Annotated in this window: 19 protein-coding genes and 1 pseudogene; 6 read left to right on the forward strand and 14 right to left on the reverse strand. The window is 71.0% G+C overall.

Going from position 1 to position 18281, the window contains the following annotated elements; translation table 11 throughout:
• Positions 1–65: 65 nt before the first annotated feature.
• The 6 genes from ACIRPU_RS19420 to ACIRPU_RS19445 all read right to left on the reverse strand — a co-directional run bounded on the left by ACIRPU_RS19420 (position 66) and on the right by ACIRPU_RS19445 (position 4947).
• Positions 66–1016: a VOC family protein gene (locus ACIRPU_RS19420; RefSeq protein WP_403868570.1), complete on the reverse strand. Its 951-nt coding sequence runs from the start codon at positions 1014–1016 to the stop codon at positions 66–68.
• On the reverse strand, positions 1013–2125 hold the full coding sequence (locus ACIRPU_RS19425; RefSeq protein ID WP_403868573.1) for a 4-oxalomesaconate tautomerase: 1113 nt from the start codon (positions 2123–2125) through the stop codon (positions 1013–1015). The genes ACIRPU_RS19420 and ACIRPU_RS19425 overlap by 4 nt, the downstream gene beginning before the upstream one ends.
• On the reverse strand, positions 2122–2826 hold the full coding sequence (locus ACIRPU_RS19430) for a 4-carboxy-4-hydroxy-2-oxoadipate aldolase/oxaloacetate decarboxylase (RefSeq protein ID WP_384117629.1): 705 nt from the start codon (positions 2824–2826) through the stop codon (positions 2122–2124). Before ACIRPU_RS19430 ends, ACIRPU_RS19425 begins: the two co-directional genes overlap by 4 nt.
• Positions 2823–3575 carry a PIG-L deacetylase family protein gene (locus ACIRPU_RS19435; RefSeq protein WP_384117632.1) on the reverse strand — a complete coding sequence of 251 codons (753 nt, stop codon included), beginning with the start codon at positions 3573–3575 and terminating at the stop codon, positions 2823–2825. Before ACIRPU_RS19435 ends, ACIRPU_RS19430 begins: the two co-directional genes overlap by 4 nt.
• Positions 3576–3644: 69 nt before the next feature.
• On the reverse strand, positions 3645–4295 hold the full coding sequence (locus tag ACIRPU_RS19440; RefSeq protein WP_355702351.1) for a GntR family transcriptional regulator: 651 nt from the start codon (positions 4293–4295) through the stop codon (positions 3645–3647).
• 139 nt (positions 4296–4434) lie between these two features.
• Entirely contained in the window at positions 4435–4947 is a 513-nt protein-coding gene (locus ACIRPU_RS19445; protein WP_403868578.1) for a hypothetical protein, read from the reverse strand.
• A gap of 122 nt (positions 4948–5069) precedes the next feature.
• Here ACIRPU_RS19445 and ACIRPU_RS19450 point away from each other — a divergent pair, with 122 nt between their 5' ends.
• The gene (locus ACIRPU_RS19450; protein ID WP_403868580.1) at positions 5070–5453 is read left to right on the forward strand and encodes a cupin domain-containing protein; all 384 of its coding nucleotides are present in this window, start codon (positions 5070–5072) and stop codon (positions 5451–5453) included.
• Here the strand turns inward: ACIRPU_RS19450 and ACIRPU_RS19455 are convergent.
• Positions 5443–6495 carry a LacI family DNA-binding transcriptional regulator gene (locus ACIRPU_RS19455; RefSeq protein ID WP_403868583.1) on the reverse strand — a complete coding sequence of 351 codons (1053 nt, stop codon included), beginning with the start codon at positions 6493–6495 and terminating at the stop codon, positions 5443–5445. The two genes, ACIRPU_RS19450 and ACIRPU_RS19455, sit on opposite strands and share 11 nt — an antisense overlap.
• 129 nt (positions 6496–6624) lie before the next feature.
• On the opposite strand from ACIRPU_RS19455, the gene ACIRPU_RS19460 reads away from it, so the two are divergent.
• Both ACIRPU_RS19460 and ACIRPU_RS19465 read left to right on the forward strand, forming a co-directional pair.
• A complete protein-coding gene (locus ACIRPU_RS19460; RefSeq protein WP_403868765.1) occupies positions 6625–7782 on the forward strand; it encodes a Gfo/Idh/MocA family protein in 1158 nt (385 codons plus the stop codon).
• Between the two features lie 148 nt (positions 7783–7930).
• Positions 7931–8599 (forward strand): hypothetical protein, encoded by a 669-nt coding sequence (locus tag ACIRPU_RS19465; protein WP_403868586.1) that lies wholly within the window; start codon positions 7931–7933, stop codon positions 8597–8599.
• Positions 8600–8655: 56 nt separating this feature from the next.
• On the opposite strand, the gene ACIRPU_RS19470 is transcribed toward ACIRPU_RS19465, so the two are convergent.
• The gene (locus tag ACIRPU_RS19470; RefSeq protein WP_403868588.1) at positions 8656–9690 is read right to left on the reverse strand and encodes a LacI family DNA-binding transcriptional regulator; all 1035 of its coding nucleotides are present in this window, start codon (positions 9688–9690) and stop codon (positions 8656–8658) included.
• Between the two features lie 118 nt (positions 9691–9808).
• Here ACIRPU_RS19470 and ACIRPU_RS19475 point away from each other — a divergent pair, with 118 nt between their 5' ends.
• The 3 genes from ACIRPU_RS19475 (at position 9809) to ACIRPU_RS19485 (ending at position 12943) form a co-directional block, all read left to right on the forward strand.
• On the forward strand, positions 9809–10975 hold the full coding sequence (locus ACIRPU_RS19475) for a phytanoyl-CoA dioxygenase family protein (protein ID WP_403868591.1): 1167 nt from the start codon (positions 9809–9811) through the stop codon (positions 10973–10975).
• Between the two features lie 15 nt (positions 10976–10990).
• Complete coding sequence (locus ACIRPU_RS19480) at positions 10991–11767, forward strand: SDR family oxidoreductase (protein ID WP_403868593.1); 777 nt, start codon at positions 10991–10993, stop codon at positions 11765–11767.
• Between the two features lie 171 nt (positions 11768–11938).
• Positions 11939–12943, forward strand: a complete 1005-nt coding sequence (locus ACIRPU_RS19485; RefSeq protein ID WP_403868596.1) for a Gfo/Idh/MocA family oxidoreductase — start codon at positions 11939–11941, stop codon at positions 12941–12943.
• A 154-nt stretch (positions 12944–13097) separates the two neighbouring features.
• On the opposite strand, the gene ACIRPU_RS19490 is transcribed toward ACIRPU_RS19485, so the two are convergent.
• From ACIRPU_RS19490 to ACIRPU_RS19515, 6 genes and pseudogenes are all read right to left on the reverse strand, one after another.
• Complete coding sequence (locus ACIRPU_RS19490; RefSeq protein WP_199875966.1) at positions 13098–13271, reverse strand: hypothetical protein; 174 nt, start codon at positions 13269–13271, stop codon at positions 13098–13100.
• Between the two features lie 51 nt (positions 13272–13322).
• Complete coding sequence (locus ACIRPU_RS19495; RefSeq protein ID WP_403868599.1) at positions 13323–14585, reverse strand: serine hydrolase domain-containing protein; 1263 nt, start codon at positions 14583–14585, stop codon at positions 13323–13325.
• A 153-nt stretch (positions 14586–14738) separates the two neighbouring features.
• Positions 14739–14855: pseudogene (locus ACIRPU_RS19500) on the reverse strand (2-keto-myo-inositol dehydratase); the annotation flags it as partial.
• A gap of 30 nt (positions 14856–14885) precedes the next feature.
• Positions 14886–15800 carry an ATP-binding cassette domain-containing protein gene (locus ACIRPU_RS19505; protein ID WP_403868602.1) on the reverse strand — a complete coding sequence of 305 codons (915 nt, stop codon included), beginning with the start codon at positions 15798–15800 and terminating at the stop codon, positions 14886–14888.
• Positions 15801–15805: 5 nt separating this feature from the next.
• Complete coding sequence (locus ACIRPU_RS19510; RefSeq protein WP_403868605.1) at positions 15806–16882, reverse strand: ABC transporter permease; 1077 nt, start codon at positions 16880–16882, stop codon at positions 15806–15808.
• On the reverse strand, positions 16882–17901 hold the full coding sequence (locus ACIRPU_RS19515) for a sugar ABC transporter substrate-binding protein (RefSeq protein ID WP_384117665.1): 1020 nt from the start codon (positions 17899–17901) through the stop codon (positions 16882–16884). Before ACIRPU_RS19515 ends, ACIRPU_RS19510 begins: the two co-directional genes overlap by 1 nt.
• Positions 17902–18281 lie beyond the last annotated feature (380 nt).

Raw genomic sequence — 18281 nt, forward strand, 5'->3', positions numbered from 1 at the left:
ATCGACAATCCACTGGACCGCTGCTTTTCCGCTGGTCCGACGCCCTGCGCACCCGAAAAACAGACTCAGCTCACGGGCGGTGTGCCGTGCGTGTGGAACGACTCGATGGTCCGCAGACCCCAGGCCTGCCCCTTCTTGCGCTCCTCCTCGGTCCAGGTGACGAGCGGCCAGTCGGGGGCCAGGACGAGGCGGGTGAGCGGGTTGCACAGCTCGATGCGGTTGCCGCCCGGCTCGTAGACGTACAGGAAGAACGTCTGCTGGATGGCGTGCTTGTGCGGACCCGTCTCGATGAACACGCCCGAGTCGATCGCGAGATCGGCGGCGCGCAGGATGTCCTCACGGGTGTCCGTCGCGAACGCGATGTGGTGCAGCCGCCCGGAACTGCCGGTCCAGTCCGAGGTGTAGACGACGTCGTACGACTTGTTCGTGTACGTCAGCCAGCGCGCCGCGATCCTCCCCGTGTCGAGACGGATCTGCTCGGTGGGGCGGGCGCCCAGCAGGTTCTGCTGGAACTCGGAGTTGGCGAGCACGTCGGCGGCGAGGAAGTTGATGTGGTCCAGACGCCGCACGCCCACGCCCCGGTTGGGCTTGGCCTGCGGCTGGTTCTTCAGCGCCGGCTTCAGCTCGTCGGGGGCCCGGTAGTACTCGCTCTCCCAGTACAGGGCGTGCTCGTGGCCGTCCGGGTCGGTGGTGACGTACAGCTTGCCGAGGCCGGGCTCGTCCTCGACCCAGTGGCCGGTGCCGCCCGCCGCCTCGATCGCCGCGACCCGGCGCTGGAGGGCCTCCTCGCTGGAGGTGCGCAGGGCCAGCCGGCCGAGACCGGGCTCCGCGCGGGCGGTGAGCACCAGACTGTGGTGCTCGTAGTCGTCGAAGGTCCGCAGATGGACCGTGTCGCCGTCCTGCCCGTTGACGGTGAGCCCCAGGTAGTCCGTGAAGAAGCCGACACTGGCGTCCAGGTCCGGGGTGAAGAGCTGGGCGTGGCCGATGTGGGCGATGTCGCCGAGCGGCGGAGTCATCGTTGACCTCCAAGGGAGCGTGCGGGCAGGGGGGCCGTCTCGGCGGACCTGGGGAAGACGGTGCCGTCGAAGATCTTTCGGGCCGTGCGCACCACGGCGGTGCGGCGGGCGGAGGGCAGACCGTCGGGGGTTGCCCCGAGGCTACTTTCGATATCCAGGAATCCAGCGGGATGTTCTATGCGAATTCGGTCACTTCCGGCGTCGACCCTCGCCAGATCAGCCCCCACACTGCCTTCGATCCGCAGGCCGGCCGCGACGCTGGCCGCGCCGAGCACCCCGATCGAGGGGTGGCAGCGCACAGGAATGAAGGTCCGGGTGGTGACCGCGCCGCCGTCGCGGGGCGCGGCGAGCAGCGTGAGCTTGGGCACGGTGGAGTCCGAGACGTCGCCGAGGCCCATCAGCCGGCCCGCCGCCAGGCGGATCGTCCGGAGCCGGTCGGCGAGCGCCACGTCCTCCTCCAGGTCCCTGGGCAGCTCGTAGCCGGTGACCTTGAGGGAGGTGGCAGCGATGAGCACCGTGGGCATCCCGTTGTCCACGCAGGTCACCGCGACACCGTCGATCTCGTCCCGGACGTTGCCGGTCGGCAGCAGCGCCCCGGCGCCCGGCGGGAACTCGATCACCACGGGCGCGGCCGCCCCCGGCACCCCGGAGATCTCGGCGGCGCCGGTGTAGTCCACGCGACCGCCCGGCGTCGGGAAGGTCGCCGTCGCGTGGTCGTCGGAGTTGACCATGCGGATACGGACGGCGGTCTCCTCCTCCCCCGCGGCGACGAGCCCGCGCTCCACGGCGAACGGGCCGACGCCGGCGAGGATGTTGCCGCAGTTCTGACGGTCGCTCACCTCCGGCCGGTCCACGCCGACCTGGAGGAAGAGGTAGTCGACGTCGGCGTGCGGGTCGGCCGACGGCGACACCACGGCCACCTTGCTGGTGAGCGGGTGCGCGCCACCCAGCCCGTCGATCTGGCGGGCGTCCGGACTGCCCATGACGCGCAGCAACAGCGCGTCGCGCAGGGCCGGTTCGGCGGGGAGGTCGTCGGCGAGGAAGTACGCGCCCTTGGAGGTGCCGCCCCGCATCAGCAGACAGGGCAGCTCCTCGGGCACGGAGGTCACGACGACTCCCCCGCGTAGGTGTCGTACGTCTTGTACTCGACGCCGAGCCGCTTCAGGGTCTCCCTCAACCCGTAGCGGTCCAGGCCGAGTTCGCCGTCGAGGAAGGCGGCACGGGAGCGGGCCTCCTTGGCCTCGCGGGCCTCGGACGCCTCTGCGGTGGCGCGGGCCCGCTCGCGCGGGACGACCACGACACCGTCGTCGTCGGCGAGGATCACGTCGCCCGGACGGATCACCTGGCCGTCGATCGCGATCGGCACGTTGACCGAGCCGCCGGTGGCCTTCACGGTGCCCTGCGAGGAGACGGCCCGCGACCAGGCCGCGAAGCCCATGTCCCGCAGCTCCTGGGTGTCGCGGATGCCCGCGTTGGTGATCACGCCGCGCACCCCGCGCCGCTGGAGCGCGGTCGCGAAGAGCTCGCCGAACATGCCGTCGGTGGACGGGGAGGTGGTGGTGACGACCAGGATGTCACCCTCACCGCACTGCTCGACGGCCGCGTGGATCATGAGGTTGTCGCCGGGCCAGCTGAGCACGGTCACGGCGGTGCCGGCGACCCGTACGCCCTGCTGGATCGGGCGGATCTCCGGACTCAGCAGTCCGGTCCGGCCCAGCGCCTCGCCGACCGTGGCCACGCCGAAACCGGCCAGCGCGTCGACGTCCTTCAGCTCCGCCTTCGGCGGGTTCGTCACGATCACGCCGCTCATGCCAGCTCCTTCGCGATCTGCGGGTAGGGACGCATGAACGCCTCGGCCATGGTCTTGTGCGCCAGGCCCAGGTTCGGACCGGCGTTGCGCTTGAGCTGGACGCCCCGGCGCACGGCGAGGTCGGTGTAGTAGTCCCACAGGTGCTGCTGGGCGCCGAGGCACTCCATGGCCTTGCGCTTGGTCTCCCACACCTCGGTGATGTCGAGCAGCACCTCGGGCCTGAAACCGCTCATCTCCGGCTGGTGCGGCTCGAAGTAGAAGACCGGCGGCGCGCCGATGATCTCGCCCTCGCCCGGGTAGCCGATGGCCTGGGCGAGGACCCTGGCCTCCAGCGCCATACGGTTGGCGGCCGGGTGGTCGCCGTTGTACGGGTCTTCCGTGGGGTGCGTCAGCACCACGTCCGGCTGGGTGTCCCGGTAGACGGCGACGAGCCGGTCGGTGAGCTCGGCGGTGGCCACGAGCGGGTAGTCCCCGGCGTCGAAGAAGCGGACCTCGGCGCCCAGGGCGGCGGCGGCGCGCTCGGCCTCGTCCCTGCGTATCGCCTTGATCTCGTCGAGCTTCCTGCCCTCGCGCCACGCCTTGGCGGACTCACCGCGCTCGCCGAAGGTCAGGCACGCGATGGTCACCTTCTCCCCGCGGGAGGCGGCCAGGGCGATGGCGCCGCCCGCCCGCCACACGAAGTCGCCGGCGTGCGCGGTGACGACGAGGGTCGATCGTGGTGGGCTGGCGGGCGCGTTGGCCTGGGTCATTCTCAGATCTCCTTGGTGACAGGTGGGCGCCCGCCCCGCGCAGCCGTGATCAGTCCCGCGCAGCCGTGATCAGTCGCGCAGCGCCTCGATCACACTGGTGAGGTGGGCGCGGACGGCCGTCTCGGCCGCCTGGGGGTCCCTGGCCCGGATCGCTTCGATCATGGTCAGGTGCTCGTTCAGGGATTGCTGCGGCCTCCCCGGCCTCAGCGCCAACTGGAAGCGATGACGCACCAGTTGGGCGTTGAGCCGCTCCAGCAGCTGCTGCGCGGTCCGCTGGTCGGAGAACTCCCGGATGCGGACGTGCAGTTCGTGGTTCAGCTCGGAGTAGGTGACCGGCTCGCCGTCGGCGACGGCCTTGGTCATGGCCGTGCCGAGGTCGGTGAGCTCGCTCAGCTGGTCGTCGCTGGCCGCGACGGCCGCCTTCGCCGCGCACAGTCCTTCGAGGACCATGCGGCACTCGGTGATGGCGACCGCTTCGTCCACGGTCACCACCCGCACCCGCGAACCGCGGTTACGGATCCGTTCGACGAGTCCCTGGGACTCCAGATCGATGAGTGCCGCGCGGATGCTGGCCCGCGTCACACCGAACTGCTCGGCGAGTTCGTTCTCCACCAGCCGCTGGGCCGGCGCCATCTCGCCGTGCAGGATCGCCTGCCGCAGCTGCGCGAGCGCATGCTGTTTGGCCTGCTCCCCGGTGCTCGGACGGGCTTCTTTCGGCATGGTTGCCCTCCCTGAGTGAGTGCCTGTCGAACCTAAATCTAGCGAAACAAGATTGTCAACAATTTTGTCCGCCGTATTGCGCGCGTGCTGCCGCCGCGCCATGGTCCCATCGGACGGGCACGGTGAAGGACCGCGCGGGTTACTTGATCAACGCGTTCGCCACGACCACGATCACGCCCAGCAGCGCGTCCACCGCCCCGATCAGCACCGCGACGACCCACGGGCGGCGCGACCAGCGGGCCGTGACCAGGCCGAGGGCGAACAACAGGGCGATGTTCAAGACGAACGCGGCGTACTCCACCCCGCTCGCCGGCCACCAGCCCCAGCCGGCGCCCGCGAGGATCAGGACGGTGGGCAGCACGGCCGCGACGAGGGGCCACTCCTCGACGAGGGTGCGCAGCGCGTCCCCCCGGCGGTGCCGGCCCCGCTCGGCGATGTAGTGGGCGTACCCGTGCGCGAGCGCCGAGGCGAACGCGGTCACCAGCAGCCAGGCGGCGTCGTAGCGGCGGCTGTCCTGGGAGGTGTGCCCGTGCTGGCTGAGCGCGGCGACCATCGAGCTCGCGAGGACCGCGCCGTAGACACCGCCGAAGAGAAGCGCCTCGCGCAGATCGTGCCGGTGCGGCTCGCGCACGGCCGCGGTGTCGTCCGCCATGGGCTCCACGATCACCCCGTCCCGCACGGGCCGCCAGTCGTGACGAAGTGTCCTCCCACCTGGGCCGACAGCCCACACAGTGTCCACGCCCGGCGGACGTACGGCCTCGCTAGGGTCGCCCCATGAGCCCCGACAGCAGCCCCGGCAGGCCCGGCAACCCGCTGCCCCAGAGCTTCGTCGTCCACATCCCCGACGCCGACCTCGAGCCCGAGCCGCTCGATCCGCGGCAGATCGTCGCCGGGACCCCCGAGGTGACCGGCAGGGTGGTGTGGGAGTCGGCGGACGGCCGGCAGGTCAGGGGGATCTGGCAGATCACCCCGGGCGTCGTCACCGACACCGAGGCGGACGAGCTGTTCGTGGTGATCAGCGGATCGGCGACCGTCCAGGTCGAGGGCGGCCCCACGCTCGACGTCGGCCCCGGCGACATGGCGGTACTGCGCGCGGGCGACCGGACGACCTGGACCGTCCACGAGACGCTGCGGAAGGCCTACGCGATCACGCTGTGACCGAGGGCGGGGGCGCCGTCGTCCCCCGGACCTCCAGGACCGGCGGGGCCAGCTGCAGCCGTCCCGCTCCGCCCGGCCGTTCCAGACGGTCGAGCAGACAGCGGGCGGCACGGCGGCCGACCTCGTGGCCGGCGCCGTCGACGGTCGTGAGCCACACATGGCGCAGCCGGGAGATGCCGGTGTTGTCGTAGCCGACCACGGACAGGTCGCGCGGCACCCGCAGACCCAGCTCCTCGGCCGCCGACAGCACCCCCACCGCCGTCATGTCGTTGACGGCGAACACGGCCGTGGGCCGGTCGGGGCGGGCGAGCAGCCGCACCAAGCCCCGGTATCCGCCCTCCTCGGTCATGTCCCCCGCCTCGACCAGCGCCGCACGGTCCGGTCCCGCCGCCCGCATGGTGGCCTCGAAGCCGCGCCGGCGCAGGTCGGCGACGGCGCCGTAGCCGGCCAGATGGGCGATGCGACGGTGGCCGAGCCCCACGAGGTGCTCGGTGACCAGGCGGGCGCCGCGCTCGTCGTCGTTCGCCACCAGGTCCACCCCGGCCGGCACCGGCTCGCGGGCCCCCGCGACGACGACCGGCATCCGGGCGGCGACGGTCTCCAGCGCCGCCGGGTCGGGCAGCGTGCCGACCACGACCAGCCCGTCCGCCCCCACATCCAGGAAGGGCCCGGCCGGGTCCTGGCCGACGCGCCGGTGCAGCCGGGCGTCGGCCAGCAGCATGTGCAGGCCGCTCGCGTGCAGCAGGGAGTTGAGGCCGTCCAGGAGGTCGACGTACCAGGGATTGCGCAGGTCGTGCAGCAGGACGCCGACCACGGGGGCGCCGGTCCCTCCGCCCGGGCGCGGCCGGGGGTCGGGGAGGGTGCGCCGCTCGCTGAGGCTGCGCGCGGCCGCGTTGGGCCGGTACCCCAGCTCACGCACGGCCCGCAGCACGGCCTCCCGCTTCTCGGCACGCACCTGATCGGAGCCGCGCAGGACGAGGGAGACCAGCGACTTGGACACGCCGGCCCGGTCGGCGACGTCACGGATGGTCGGTGGTCTCATGATTGGACCGTTCCATGTGAGGCAGCGGTTGTCAAAGGGCCCAGCACCCCTTGACACCTTGGGGAAACGGCCCGCAGGGTGGCCTGGTCATCGGATGGAGCGGTCCAAGGAAGGGCTGGAGTGACTGCCATGGTGGATGCGCTGGGAGTGGCCGTCGTCGGGTTCGGCTGGATGGGCCGGGTGCACACCCAGGCGTACGCCCGCGTCCGGCACCACTACCCGCGGCTGGCCCTGCGGCCGGAGCTGTTCGTCGTCGCCGAGGAGGTGCCCGGCCGGGCCGACGAGGCCGCGGAGCAGTTCGGCTTCGCCTCGGCCACCCGGGACTGGCGCGAGGTGGCCGCCGACCCGCGCGTGCGGGCCGTGAGCATCACCGCGCCGAACTTCCTGCACCGCGAGATCGGTGTCGCGATGGCCGAGGCCGGCAAGCACATCTGGATCGAGAAGCCGGTGGGCCTGTCTCCCTCGGACGCCCGGGCGGTGGCGGACGCGGTGGCCAAGGCGGGCGTGCAGGGCGCGGTCGGCTTCAACTACCGCAACGCGCCCGCCGTGGAGAGGGCCCGCGACCTGATCGCCGCCGGCGAGCTCGGCACGGTCACCCACGTCCGCGTCCGTCTCTTCAGCGACTACGCGGCCCATCCCGACGGTGCCCTGACCTGGCGCTACGAGCGCGAGCGGGGCGGCAGCGGAGTGCTGGGCGACCTGGCCTCGCACGGCGTCGACCTGGCCCGTTTCCTGCTCGGCGACATCACGTCCCTGACGGCCGACACGGCGGTCTTCGTCCCCGAGCGGGCCCGCCCCACGGGAGCGACGGCGGGCCACAGTCTCGCCGTCGGCGGCGAACTCGGCCCGGTCGAGAACGAGGACTACGTCAACTGCCTGCTGCGCTTCGCCTCCGGCGCCCGGGGCGTGCTGGAGGCCTGCCGGGTCTCCGTCGGCGAGCAGAACAACTACGGCTTCGAGGTGCACGGCACCGAGGGCGCCGTGTTCTGGGACTTCCGGCGGATGAACGAGCTCGGCGTCAGCCGCGGCACCACGTACCAGGACCAGCCCGTCAGCACGGTGTACGTCGGCCCGGGCGACGGCGAGTTCGGCGCCTTCCAGCCGGGTGCGGCGAACGCCATGGGCTACGACGACCTGAAGGTGGTGGAGGCCTACCGCTTCCTGCGCTCGGTGGCCGAGGGCGCCCCCTACGGGGCGACGCTCGCGGACGCGGTGCACAGCGCGACCGCGCTGGAGGCGATGACACGGTCCGCGCAGAGCGGCTCCTGGGTGGACGTGCACCCGTAGGGGTGGCGGTAGGACCACCCCCGATCCGGCTCTCAGGCCCAGGGACCGCGCGCCCCGGGAACGGCAGGCTTCAAGGGTCGGTGCGCGACGTGCGCCAGCACGCGGCCACCGACGCCGAACCCGCCACACCGAGAACCCGGGGGATCCCATGTCCGAAGCCGTCGCCCGTCGCCTGACCGGCCTCGCCGCCGTCGTCGCCGCGCTCGCCCTCATCGTCCAGGTCCCGCTGTACTTCCTCTACTCGGGGCCGCCGCCGGACGCCAACGTGCTGTCCCGGCTGCTCGTCGGGATCGTCGCGCTCGCCTCCCTGGTCGTGTTCGTGACCGCGTTCCGGGAGCTGGTCAAGAGCGTCGCCCCGGCCCATGAATGGATCGGCTCGATCGCCTTCGCCACGGGCCTCGTCTACGCCACGGTCACCCTGGTCTCGATGGGCCTCGAGGCGGGCGCGGTCATCGCCGTCGACCACCCGATCGACCCGACCATCGACGTCAGCGGCACCTACATCCTCTACGGGTCGATCTCCCGGCTCATGCTGGCGCTCTTCCTTACCGCGCTCGGCCTCGCCGTCGGCCGCACCCGTCTGCTGCCGCGCTGGACCGGCCGCTCGGCGTACGTCCTGGCCGCGATCAACCTGGCCTTCGTGCCGTCGCTGTTCTTCGGCAACGACCCCGCGTTCTTCTACGCGGCGAACGGCTGGGGCACGACCGCGCTGATGGGCGCCGTCCTCAGCTACTGGCTGCTGGCCCTGGGCGTGTGCACGTACCGCGGGGCGGCGCGCCCCGCCCCGGCGGCCGGAACACCGGCTCTGCGGCACTGAGCGGCCCGCGGGGCGCTCGCCCCGGCCGGATCCAGCGCCCTGGCCGGCGACCGGTCTCAGCCGGCCGCCGGCTGGGGCGGCAGGTTGTACGGGGTGACCACCTGGATCGCCGACGGCGGCGTGGGACCGGCCGGCGGCAGCGCGCCGTGCGCCCGCATCACGGTGTGGCAGGCCTCGCGCACGTCGTGGCGCAGGTCGTGGTGGAGGACGGCGGACAGCCGGTGGCCGCGCAGCAGCCGGGTGTTGTCATGGTCGAGGTCGTGCGCGACGAACACGGCGCACTCGCGGCCGAGGTCGGCGAAGGCACGCAGGGTGGCGTCGTTGCCGCCGCCGATGGAGTAGACGGCACGGATGTCCGGATCGCGTTCCAGCGCGGCCCGCACGAGCTCGTACTGCGTGGCGTCCAGCCCCTGCCCCTCGGCGATCTCGACCAGCGTGCGCTCCGGATGCCGGGCCCGCATCACGCTGCGGAAGCCCATCTCGCGCTCCTCCTCGTTGCGGAAGAAGCCGCTGCTCAGGCTGGTGAGCACATTGCCGGGGCGGTCGCCGAGCCACTGGCCCATGAGATAGGCGGCGGTGGCGCCGGCGGCCCGGTCGTCGATGCCGACGTAGGCGCGGCGGACGCTGGCCGGCAGATCCGTGACCAGGGTGACGACCGGGATGCCGGCGGCGACCAGTCGGCCCACGGCGGCGTTGATCTCGGGTACGTCCGGCGCCTTGAGGATGACCCCCTGCGAGCCGCGCCGGGCTATCCGGTCGAGGGTGGCTACCTGCTCCTGCGCGGGACCGGTCTCCCGGAAGTGGAAGCGGGAGCGCAGCACGGCCGGGTGCAGGGACGGCAGCTCGGCCTCCAGGGCGGCCCGGACGGCGGTGCTGAACCGTTCCGGCGCCTGCATGACGATGTCGACCATGAAGGTGCGCCCGACGAGCCTGACCTGGGTCCGCTGCCGGTCCAGGTCGGCGATGGCGCGCCGGACCTCCTGCACGGTGGACTCCCGCACCCCTCCCCTGCCGTTGAGCACCCGGTCGACGGTGGCCTCGCTCAGACCCGCCTGACGTGCGATCTCTCGGATGGGGAAGGGGTGGCCCACGACATGCTCCCAGGGGATCCGCTTGAGGGGTTTTTGATGGCCGCCTGCTGGTTGTTCGACGGGTTTGTCATGACAAGAATGGCAGCGCTGAGCCGCCATTGTCATCGAAGGGACGACGATGTCCTTCACCTCCGTACGGGACCACGCCTGGCTGACCGAGCAGGACTGCGACCTCGACACCTTCCGCGCGCTCGTCGAGCGCACCACCGACCGCGCCGACTTCCCCCACGCCTCGGCGGTGCGGGGGAACGTCCTCGTCTACGACAGTGAGCGCCTGCGCGCCCCCGGAACGGGCCGCGCGGTCCGCGCCGAACTGGTGCGGGCCCTGAGCGACGGTCCCGGCGTCGTCGTCTTCCGGAACGCCTTCCCCGACCCGTCGGTCGTCGACCGCGCCACCGCCGTCTTCGACGCGCTCATCGCCGAGCAGCACGCCTCGGGCGCGACCGCCGGCGACCACTTCGCCCGGCCCGGCGCCAACGACCGCGTCTGGAACGCCCTGGAGAAGACCGCCCTGCGCGACCCGGAGGCGTTCGCCGACTACTACGCCAACGACATCCTCGCGCTCGTCTCGCGGGCCTGGCTCGGTCCGGGCTACCAGGTGACGTCCCAGGTCAACGTGGTCAACCCGGGCGGTGCGGCACAGCGCCCGCACCGCGACTACCACCTCGGCTTCCTCTCCGACGAACGGGCCGCCGCCTACCCGGCGCATGTCCACCGGCTCTCCCCCGTGCTCACGCTCCAGGGCGCGGTCGCGCACTGCGACATGCCCGTGGAGTCCGGGCCCACGCTGTATCTGCCCTACTCGCAGACGTACGAGCCCGGCTACCTGGCGTGGCGACGGCCCGAGTTCCAGGAGTACTTCGAGAAGCACCACGTCCAACTGCCGCTGGCGAAGGGCGACGCCGCGTTCTTCAACCCCGCCGTCTTCCACGCCGCCGGCACCAACCGCACCGCCGACGTGCGCCGGACGGCCAATCTGCTCCAGGTGTCCTCGGCCTTCGGGCGCGCGATGGAGACCGTGGACCGGGAGGCGGTGACGAACGCGGTCTACCCCGTGCTGCTGAGGCGCCGGGCGCAGGGCGCGGACGAGAGGTGGCTGGAGCATGTCGTCGCCGCGAGCGCCGAGGGCTACCCCTTCCCCACCAACCTCGACAGCGACCCGCCCGTCGACGGCCTGGCCCCGCCCGCGCAGGCGGACGTCGTACGGCGCGCGTTGCACGAGGAGTGGACCCCGCAGGCACTCAAGGACGAGCTGCGGGCCGGCGCCGTGCGGCGCACGAGCTGAAAGGAACCCCCGAACATGGGACTTCTCGAAGACAAGGTCGTCCTCGTCAACGGCGGCAGCCAGGGCGTCGGCGCGGCCGTCGCACGGGCCGCGGTCCGCGAGGGCGCCCTGGTCGCCGTCACCGGGCGGCGACCAGGGCCCGGCGAGGCGCTGATGGCGGAGCTGACCGCCGCCGGCGGCAAGGCGCTCTTCGTCCGGGCCGACCTCTCCGACGCCGGGCAGGCGAAGGGGGCGGTGGCCGAGACGGTGGCCTCGTACGGCCGCATCGACTGCCTGGTGAACTCGGCGGGGCTGACCTCCCGGGGCACCCTGCTCGACACCACGCCCGAGCTGTTCGACCAGCACATCGCGATCAACCTCAAGGCGCCGTTCTTCGCCATGCAGGCGGCCGTCGCGGACATGCTGGCCCGCGAGGCGCCCGGCACGATCGTCAACATCATCACCTCTTCGGCCCACGGCGGTCAGCCGTTTCTCGCGCCGTACGTCGCCGCGAAGGCCGGCCTGGTCGGCCTGACCCGCAACGCGGCGCACGCGCACCGCTTCGACCGGGTCCGGATCAACGGCCTCAACATCGGCTGGACGGCCACCGAGGGCGAGGACACGACACAGAAGGCCTTCCACGGCGCCGGGGACGACTGGCGCGAGCAGGCCGCCGCACGACTGCCGATGGGCAAGCTGGGCCAGCCGGACGAGATCGCCGACTTCGTGGTGTTCCTCCTGTCCGACCGGTCGGGCGTGGTCACCGGATCAGTGATCGACTGGGACCAGAACGTCCTGGGCGGCCTGGACTGAACCCACACTTCGAGCCCGCCCGGGCACCCTGAACCCGCCCGGGCATTTCGAGCCGGCCCGGGTATTTCCAGCCCGTCCGGCGATCGAGGACGAGCCCGCAGGGCGAACGGGGTCTGGGGCAGAGCCCCAGCAACAGACACCAACCAAACCACCAGGAAAGCAGCGGAGCGCATGCGCATCGGAATCCTAGGCCTCGGCCGCATCGGCGCCTTCCACGCCGAGACCCTCTCCGGACTCGACGCCGTCGAGTCCCTCGTCGTGGCCGACCCGTTCGCGGAGGCCGCCAAGACGGCCGCCGAGCGGTTCGGCGCCGAGGTCGCGGACTCCCCCGAGGCCGTGCTGGCCGCCGGGGTGGACGGTGTCGTGATCGCCGCGGCGACGGACGCCCACCCGGGCCTGATCCTGGCCGCCGTCCAGGCGGGCATCCCCGTCTTCTGCGAGAAGCCCGTCGCCAGGACCATGAACGAGGGCGTCGCGGTCCTCAAGGCCGTCCAGGGCGGCGCCGTCCCCATCCAGATCGGCTACAACCGCCGCTTCGACGCGGGCTTCGTCGCCGCGCGGGCGGCCGTGACGGCCGGCGAGCTGGGCAAGCTGCACACGGTCCGCTCGACCACGCTCGACCCGGCGCCGCCGCCGGCCGCGTACGTCGCCGCCTCCGGGGGCATCTTCCGGGACTGTTCCGTGCACGACTTCGACATCATCCGCTGGGTCACGGGCCGCGAGGTGACGGAGGTGTACGCGGTCGGCGGCAACCGGGGCGCCGACTACATCAAGGAGGCGGGCGACGCCGACACCACCGGCGCGATCCTCACCCTCGACGACGGCACGATCGCGGTGGTCTCCAACTCCCGTCACAACGCCCGGGGTTACGACGTCCGGATGGAGATCCACGGCTTCAAGGACTCGATCGCGGTCGGCCTGGAGGACAAGCTGCCGCTGCGTTCGGTGGAGCCCGGGGTGACCTTCCCGGCCGGTACCCCGCACGACTTCTTCATGGACCGCTTCACCGCCGCCTACCGCGCCGAACTCACCGCGTTCACGGAGGTCGTGGCCGGTACGCGCACCTCCCCCTGCACGATCGAGGACGCCCTGGAGGCGGGCTGGATCGCGGAGGCGTGCACGCTGTCCCTGCACGAGCACCGGCCGGTGACGATCGCGGAGGTCCGCGCCGTGTGAGTCCGCGCCGTGTGAGTCCACGCCGTACGGGCCTGCGCCGTGTGAGCCCGCGGGCGCGGCGCGTCCGAGCCTGAGGGCGGCCGGGGAGAGGTTCTCCCCGGCCGCCCTCACCGGCTCACAGCGCCCTCACCCGGCAGCTAGCGTCCTCACCGGCTCAGAGGCCGTAGCGCACCGCGAATTCGTCCGGGTCGTAGGCGTCCCGGTCCGGGTCCCTGGGCGTGGCCGGCCGCTCCTCGACCATGTCCTGCGGGCGCACACGCTCGGGCAGCGCGCCGAACCGGGCCCGGCGCCGGACCTCCGCGGTGCCGGCCTGCTCTTCCTCCTGCATCTCACCCTCCCCGTCCCCGACTTCACACATCTGGTACCTGTCTGAACGTCCTCACCTCGCCGCTGGTTCCGCCGGCAGGTTGAAGATGTGGTCCGGGGAGATGATCGTGGTGATCGCGTCGCCGAACAGGGTGCTGGGTTCCTCGTTCTTGTAGTTGATGTCGGTGTTGAGCACGACGACGAGGGTCGCCCGTGCCGACGGCAGGTAGATGGTCAGGGACTCGTAGCCGGGCAGCGAGCCGTTGTGGCCGATCCAGCCCTGCACGTCGAAGATGCCGAGACCGTAGCCGGCGCCCGGAATGGGGGTCGGCGGGGTGATCAGCCGCTGCTTCTGGGTGGCGGGGCTGACCATCCGCTCACCGTCGGGCAGCACGCCCGTGGCCACGGTACGCGCCCAGATCCGCAGGTCATCGAGCTGGGAGATCATCGCGCCGGCCGCCCAGCCCCAGGACGGGTCCCAGTCGGCGGTGTCCTCGACCTTCCCGGTCGCGGTCTGGTTCGTGTAGCCCTGGGAGTGCGGTGTCGGGAACTCGTTGCCGGTCGGGAACAGGGTGTGGTCCAGGCCGGCCGGGTCCAGGATGTGGTCCTGGATGTAGTCGTTGAGATGCTGACCGCTCATCTGCTCGACGACCAGGCCGAGCAGGATCAGGTTGGTGTTGCAGTAGTAGAACTTCTCGCCCGGCGGGAACAGCACGGGGTGCTTGAACGAGTAGTCGAGCAACTGCTGCGGGGTGAACGGCCGTTGCGGGTCGGAGGTCAGCGCCTTGAAGAAGTCCTCGTCCGCCGAGTAGTTGAACAGTCCGCTGCGCATGCCGGCCAGCTGACGCAGGGTGATCTTGTCGCCGTTCGGGACGCCGTCGACGTACTTGCCGATGGTGTCGTCGAGGCCGATCTTGCCCTCGTCGACCAGCTGGAGGACCGCGGTGACGGTGAACGTCTTGGTCTCGCTGCCGATGCGCATGTAGAGGCCGGGGTCCATCGCCCGGCCGGTGCTCTTGTCGGCGACGCCGAAGGACTTCACGTACTGGCCCTCGTCGGGCGTCCAGATGCCGACGGACACGCCGGGGATGCTCGCCTGCTTCATCACCCGCTGCACGGCGTCGTCGACCTGCTTCTGCACGGCCGGGGTGAGTTCGACGACGCCGTCCCCGGACGAGGACGGCGAGGGTGGTTCGGTGCCGGTGGCCGCCGAGGCGGCAGAGGCGGCCGAGGACGGCAACGCCATCGCCGTCCCGCCCGCGGCCGGCACCACCAGCGCCCCCACAGCGGCGGCGACGACGATCCCCCTGCGCAGTCGGATACACGGGTGTGTCATGGGCTCGCTCCCGTATGAGGAGGTTTCCGCCGCAGGCCACAGCCGCACCAGGGGGCACGGGCCGCATGCGGCCCATCACCCCCACCATACGAGCGCGGGCGCGCCGCCGCCTGTCGGCGACGGCGCGACGCGCCTGGCGACCCGGTCCCCGGGTCAGGCCCCGCGGGAGCGCGGGAACTTCCCGGTGCGCACCGCGACGGGCAGCGGCCGGACCGGCTCGCACGGATACATGTCCTGCTCCCCGCTCGCGAACGACTCGACGCCGAGCCGACCTTGATGCTGTCGAGGGCGTTCGCCGTGTCAGGGCGTCGTGTCCCCAGGGGTCGCCACGGGCGCGGTGAGGTCCTTCGCCTCGGGGAGCTCTTCGACGTCGACACCGCGCACCTGCGCCAACTCGTGCTTGAGAGCCGCGAGTTCGGTGCCGCCGGCCATGTGGTTGGTGAGTTCCTCGAGGCTGACCTGGGCGCGGGAGGCGGTGAGTTCCATGGTGCCCAGGCGCAGGACGCTGAAGTGGTCGCCGACCATGTAGGCGTGGTGCGGGTTGTGGGTGATGAAGATGACGCCGAGGCCGCGGTCGCGGGCGGCGGCGATGTACTTCAGCACGACGCCGGACTGCTTGACGCCGAGGGCGGCGGTGGGCTCGTCCAGGATCAGCACGCGGGCGCCGAAGTAGACCGCGCGGGCGATGGCGACGCACTGGCGCTGGCCGCCGGAGAGGGTGCCGATGGGCTGTTCGAGATCGTCGAGGACGATGCCCATGTTGCGCAGTTCCTCGTCGGCGGTCTTCTTCATCCTCTCGATGTCGAGGCGGCGCAGGGGCCCGGCGCCCTTGGTCATCTCGGAGCCGAGGAAGAAGTTGCGCCACACCGGCATCAGCGGGACCGTCGCCAGGTCCTGGTAGACGGTGGCGATGCCCTTGTCGAGGGCCTCGCGCGGGGTGGAGAAGCGCACCGGGTGGCCGTCGACAAGGAACTCGCCCTCGGTGTGCTGGTGCAGCCCGGAGACGATCTTGATGAGGGTGGACTTGCCGGCGCCGTTGTCGCCCAGGACACAGGTCACCCGGCCGGGATGGACGGCGAGATCGACCCCGTGCAGGGCACGGATGTTGCCGTAGGACTTGCCCGCGTTGCGCAGTTCGACGAGTGGACTGTCACCGCCCTCGGGGGCATTGTCCGCGAGGATGGCGCCGTGTGTGCCGGTTCCGTTGGTGGTCATGGGGGTCACCTCCGGGTGGCCGTGCGCTGGACCCACAGATTGATCAGGACGGCGCCGAGGAGCATGACGCCGAGGAAGGCCTTGAACCAGTCGGGGTTCCAGCCCGCGTAGACGATGCCCTGCTGCACCATCCCGAACATGAACGCCCCGAAGACCGGGCCGATCGCCGAGCCGGCGCCGCCGGTCAGCAGACAGCCGCCGATGACGGCCGCGGAGATGTAGATCAGCTCCTGGCCGACGCCCTCGCCGGACTGCACGGTGTTGAAGGTGAACAGCTGGTGCATGCCGACGAACCAGGCGCCGAAACCGACCAGCATGAACAGCGAGATCTTGGTGAACGTCACGGGCACGCCGACCGCCCGCGCCGACTCCTTGTTGCCGCCGACCGCGAAGATCCAGTTGCCGTAGCGGGTCCGCAGCAGGATCCAGGTGGCGATGGCCGCGAAGACCAGCCAGTACACGATGGTGATCTTCACCTGCACGCCGCCGACGTCGAACGACGAGGCGAAGACCTTCTTGGCCTGGCCGAAGCCGTCCATGTCGCTGATGTCGTCGGTGGCCACGTTGGTGGTGACCAGCTTGGTGACGGCGAGGTTCACGCCCTGGAGGATCAGGAACGTGCCCAGGGTGATCAGGAAGCTCGGCAGCCCGGTCTTCACGACCATCCAGCCGTTGAGGAAGCCGATCCCGAGGGACACCAGAAGGGCGACGACGACACCGACCCACACGTTCATGGTGAGTTGGTAGCTGAGCATGGAGGCGGTGAGCGCCGAGGTGATGACGGCGACACCGGCCGACAGGTCGAACTCGCCGCCGATCATCAGCAGCGCCACCGGCAGCGCCATGATCCCGATCGTCGACGACTGGTACAGGATGTTGGCCATCGAGCTGCCGTCGCGCACCGGGGGCGCCGCGACGAGGAAGAACACGTACACGGCGACCGCGCCGAGGAACACGCCGACCTCGGGGCGGGCCAACAGTCGCAGGGCCAGCGGGCGTTGCGTCGTCCGGCCGTCGCTTTCCTTGCGGCCGGGGGCCGGCGGTGGGGTCACCGCCGGCTCGGCGTGCTGGGTCATACTCATCACCGGGTGCCCTTCGCGGCGAACGAGGCGACCGCGTCGACGTTGGTCTTGTCCACGAAGGCCGGACCGGTCAGCACCGGCTGCTCGCCGCCGCCCATGTAGTTGCCGTTGTTCTTGTAGAGCCACAGCGAGTCGATCGCCAGGTAGCCCTGGAGGTAGGGCTGCTGGTCGACCGCGAACGCGATGGTGCCCTTGTCGATGGCGGTCGTCAGGTCCTTGTTGAGGTCGAAGGTGGCGATCTTGGCCTTGCTGCCCGCGTCGGACGCCGACTGCACCGCGGTCAGCGCGTACGGGGCGCCGAGGGCGACGACGTAGTCGATGGCCTTGTCCTGGCTCAGCTTGGCGGTGATGGTCGACTTCACCGACGGCATGTCCGTGCCGTTGACGTAGAGGGTCTCCGTCGTGCCCGAGAACGTCTTCTTCACACCGGCGCAGCGCTGGGTGAGGCCGATGTTGCCCTGCTCCTGGATGACGCAGACGGCCTTCTTGGCGCCCTCGGTGTTGAGCCTGTTGCCGAGCGCCTCGCCGGCCACCGTCTCGTCCTGGCCGAAGAACTCCATCAGGCCGAGGTTCTTCCACTCGCTGACACCGGAGTTGAGGCCGACCACGGGTATCTTCGCGGTCTTCGCCTTGGCTATGACGTCCTTCAGCGCGTCCGGCTTGGCGAGGGTGACCGCGATGCCGTCGACCTTCTGGTCGATCGCGTTCTGGATCAGGTTGGCCTGGTTTCCGGCGTTCGGGTCGGCCGAATAGACCAGCTTGACGTTGTCCTTCGCGGCGGCCGCCTCGGCGCCCTTGCGGACGATGTCCCAGAAGGTGTCGCCGGGCGACTGGTGGGTCACCAGGGCGACCGTCATCTGCGGAGTGCTCGCCTTGCCCGCGGAAGCGCCGTCCGCGCTCTCCTCGGACTTCTTACCGCCGGAGCTGCTGGAGCAGCCTGCGAGGGTCAGGGCCACCGCCGCGGCCATGGCCACGACCGGGGCGATTCTGCTCGAACGGGAGAAAGAAGAGCTGTCCATCTTTCCTGCACCTCACTGTGCGACGGAGAAAACGACGGGAAAAGGGGAGGCGATCGTGGGGATCCGGGGCCCGTTTCTACTCAGATTGGGGCCATGGGGCCGGGTCCGCGACTGTTCAGGTGTCTCGGACCCGGCGTGCGCTGCTTGATGCCGGATCCAATCCCTTGACGGGCCCACTGTCAATACTTTGTTAAGACATCATTTCACGTTCAGGTCCGAATGTAAGTACAAACTCTTGACAGTGCGGGTCCCCGGGACCTACACCTGGGAGACGCCAGGCCCCGATCACCGTGAGGAGCGTCGCACATGGCCGAGTCGGCCCAGCCACTGGGCGTGATCACGATGGTCGTACCGGGATCGATCTCTACCCCTTGCGACCG

The sequence above is a fragment of the Streptomyces sp. NPDC102259 genome (assembly GCF_044766465.1).
Taxonomy (GTDB): Bacteria; Actinomycetota; Actinomycetes; order Streptomycetales; family Streptomycetaceae; genus Streptomyces.

What these genes read in the sequence shown, in the direction of transcription:
- ACIRPU_RS19420 (WP_403868570.1), bottom strand. Translation starts at nt 1,016, where the DNA reads ATGACTCCGCCGCTCGGCGACATCGCCCACATCGGCCACGCCCAGCTC.
- ACIRPU_RS19430 (WP_384117629.1), bottom strand. Translation starts at nt 2,826, where the DNA reads ATGAGCGGCGTGATCGTGACGAACCCGCCGAAGGCGGAGCTGAAGGAC.
- ACIRPU_RS19435 (WP_384117632.1), bottom strand. Translation starts at nt 3,575, where the DNA reads ATGACCCAGGCCAACGCGCCCGCCAGCCCACCACGATCGACCCTCGTC.
- ACIRPU_RS19440 (WP_355702351.1), bottom strand. Translation starts at nt 4,295, where the DNA reads ATGCCGAAAGAAGCCCGTCCGAGCACCGGGGAGCAGGCCAAACAGCAT.
- ACIRPU_RS19445 (WP_403868578.1), bottom strand. Translation starts at nt 4,947, where the DNA reads ATGGCGGACGACACCGCGGCCGTGCGCGAGCCGCACCGGCACGATCTG.
- ACIRPU_RS19450 (WP_403868580.1), top strand. Translation starts at nt 5,070, where the DNA reads ATGAGCCCCGACAGCAGCCCCGGCAGGCCCGGCAACCCGCTGCCCCAG.
- ACIRPU_RS19455 (WP_403868583.1), bottom strand. Translation starts at nt 6,495, where the DNA reads ATGAGACCACCGACCATCCGTGACGTCGCCGACCGGGCCGGCGTGTCC.
- ACIRPU_RS19460 (WP_403868765.1), top strand. Translation starts at nt 6,625, where the DNA reads ATGGTGGATGCGCTGGGAGTGGCCGTCGTCGGGTTCGGCTGGATGGGC.
- ACIRPU_RS19465 (WP_403868586.1), top strand. Translation starts at nt 7,931, where the DNA reads ATGTCCGAAGCCGTCGCCCGTCGCCTGACCGGCCTCGCCGCCGTCGTC.
- ACIRPU_RS19475 (WP_403868591.1), top strand. Translation starts at nt 9,809, where the DNA reads ATGTCCTTCACCTCCGTACGGGACCACGCCTGGCTGACCGAGCAGGAC.
- ACIRPU_RS19480 (WP_403868593.1), top strand. Translation starts at nt 10,991, where the DNA reads ATGGGACTTCTCGAAGACAAGGTCGTCCTCGTCAACGGCGGCAGCCAG.
- ACIRPU_RS19485 (WP_403868596.1), top strand. Translation starts at nt 11,939, where the DNA reads ATGCGCATCGGAATCCTAGGCCTCGGCCGCATCGGCGCCTTCCACGCC.
- ACIRPU_RS19490 (WP_199875966.1), bottom strand. Translation starts at nt 13,271, where the DNA reads ATGCAGGAGGAAGAGCAGGCCGGCACCGCGGAGGTCCGGCGCCGGGCC.
- ACIRPU_RS19495 (WP_403868599.1), bottom strand. Translation starts at nt 14,585, where the DNA reads ATGACACACCCGTGTATCCGACTGCGCAGGGGGATCGTCGTCGCCGCC.
- ACIRPU_RS19505 (WP_403868602.1), bottom strand. Translation starts at nt 15,800, where the DNA reads ATGACCACCAACGGAACCGGCACACACGGCGCCATCCTCGCGGACAAT.
- ACIRPU_RS19510 (WP_403868605.1), bottom strand. Translation starts at nt 16,882, where the DNA reads ATGAGTATGACCCAGCACGCCGAGCCGGCGGTGACCCCACCGCCGGCC.
- ACIRPU_RS19515 (WP_384117665.1), bottom strand. Translation starts at nt 17,901, where the DNA reads ATGGACAGCTCTTCTTTCTCCCGTTCGAGCAGAATCGCCCCGGTCGTG.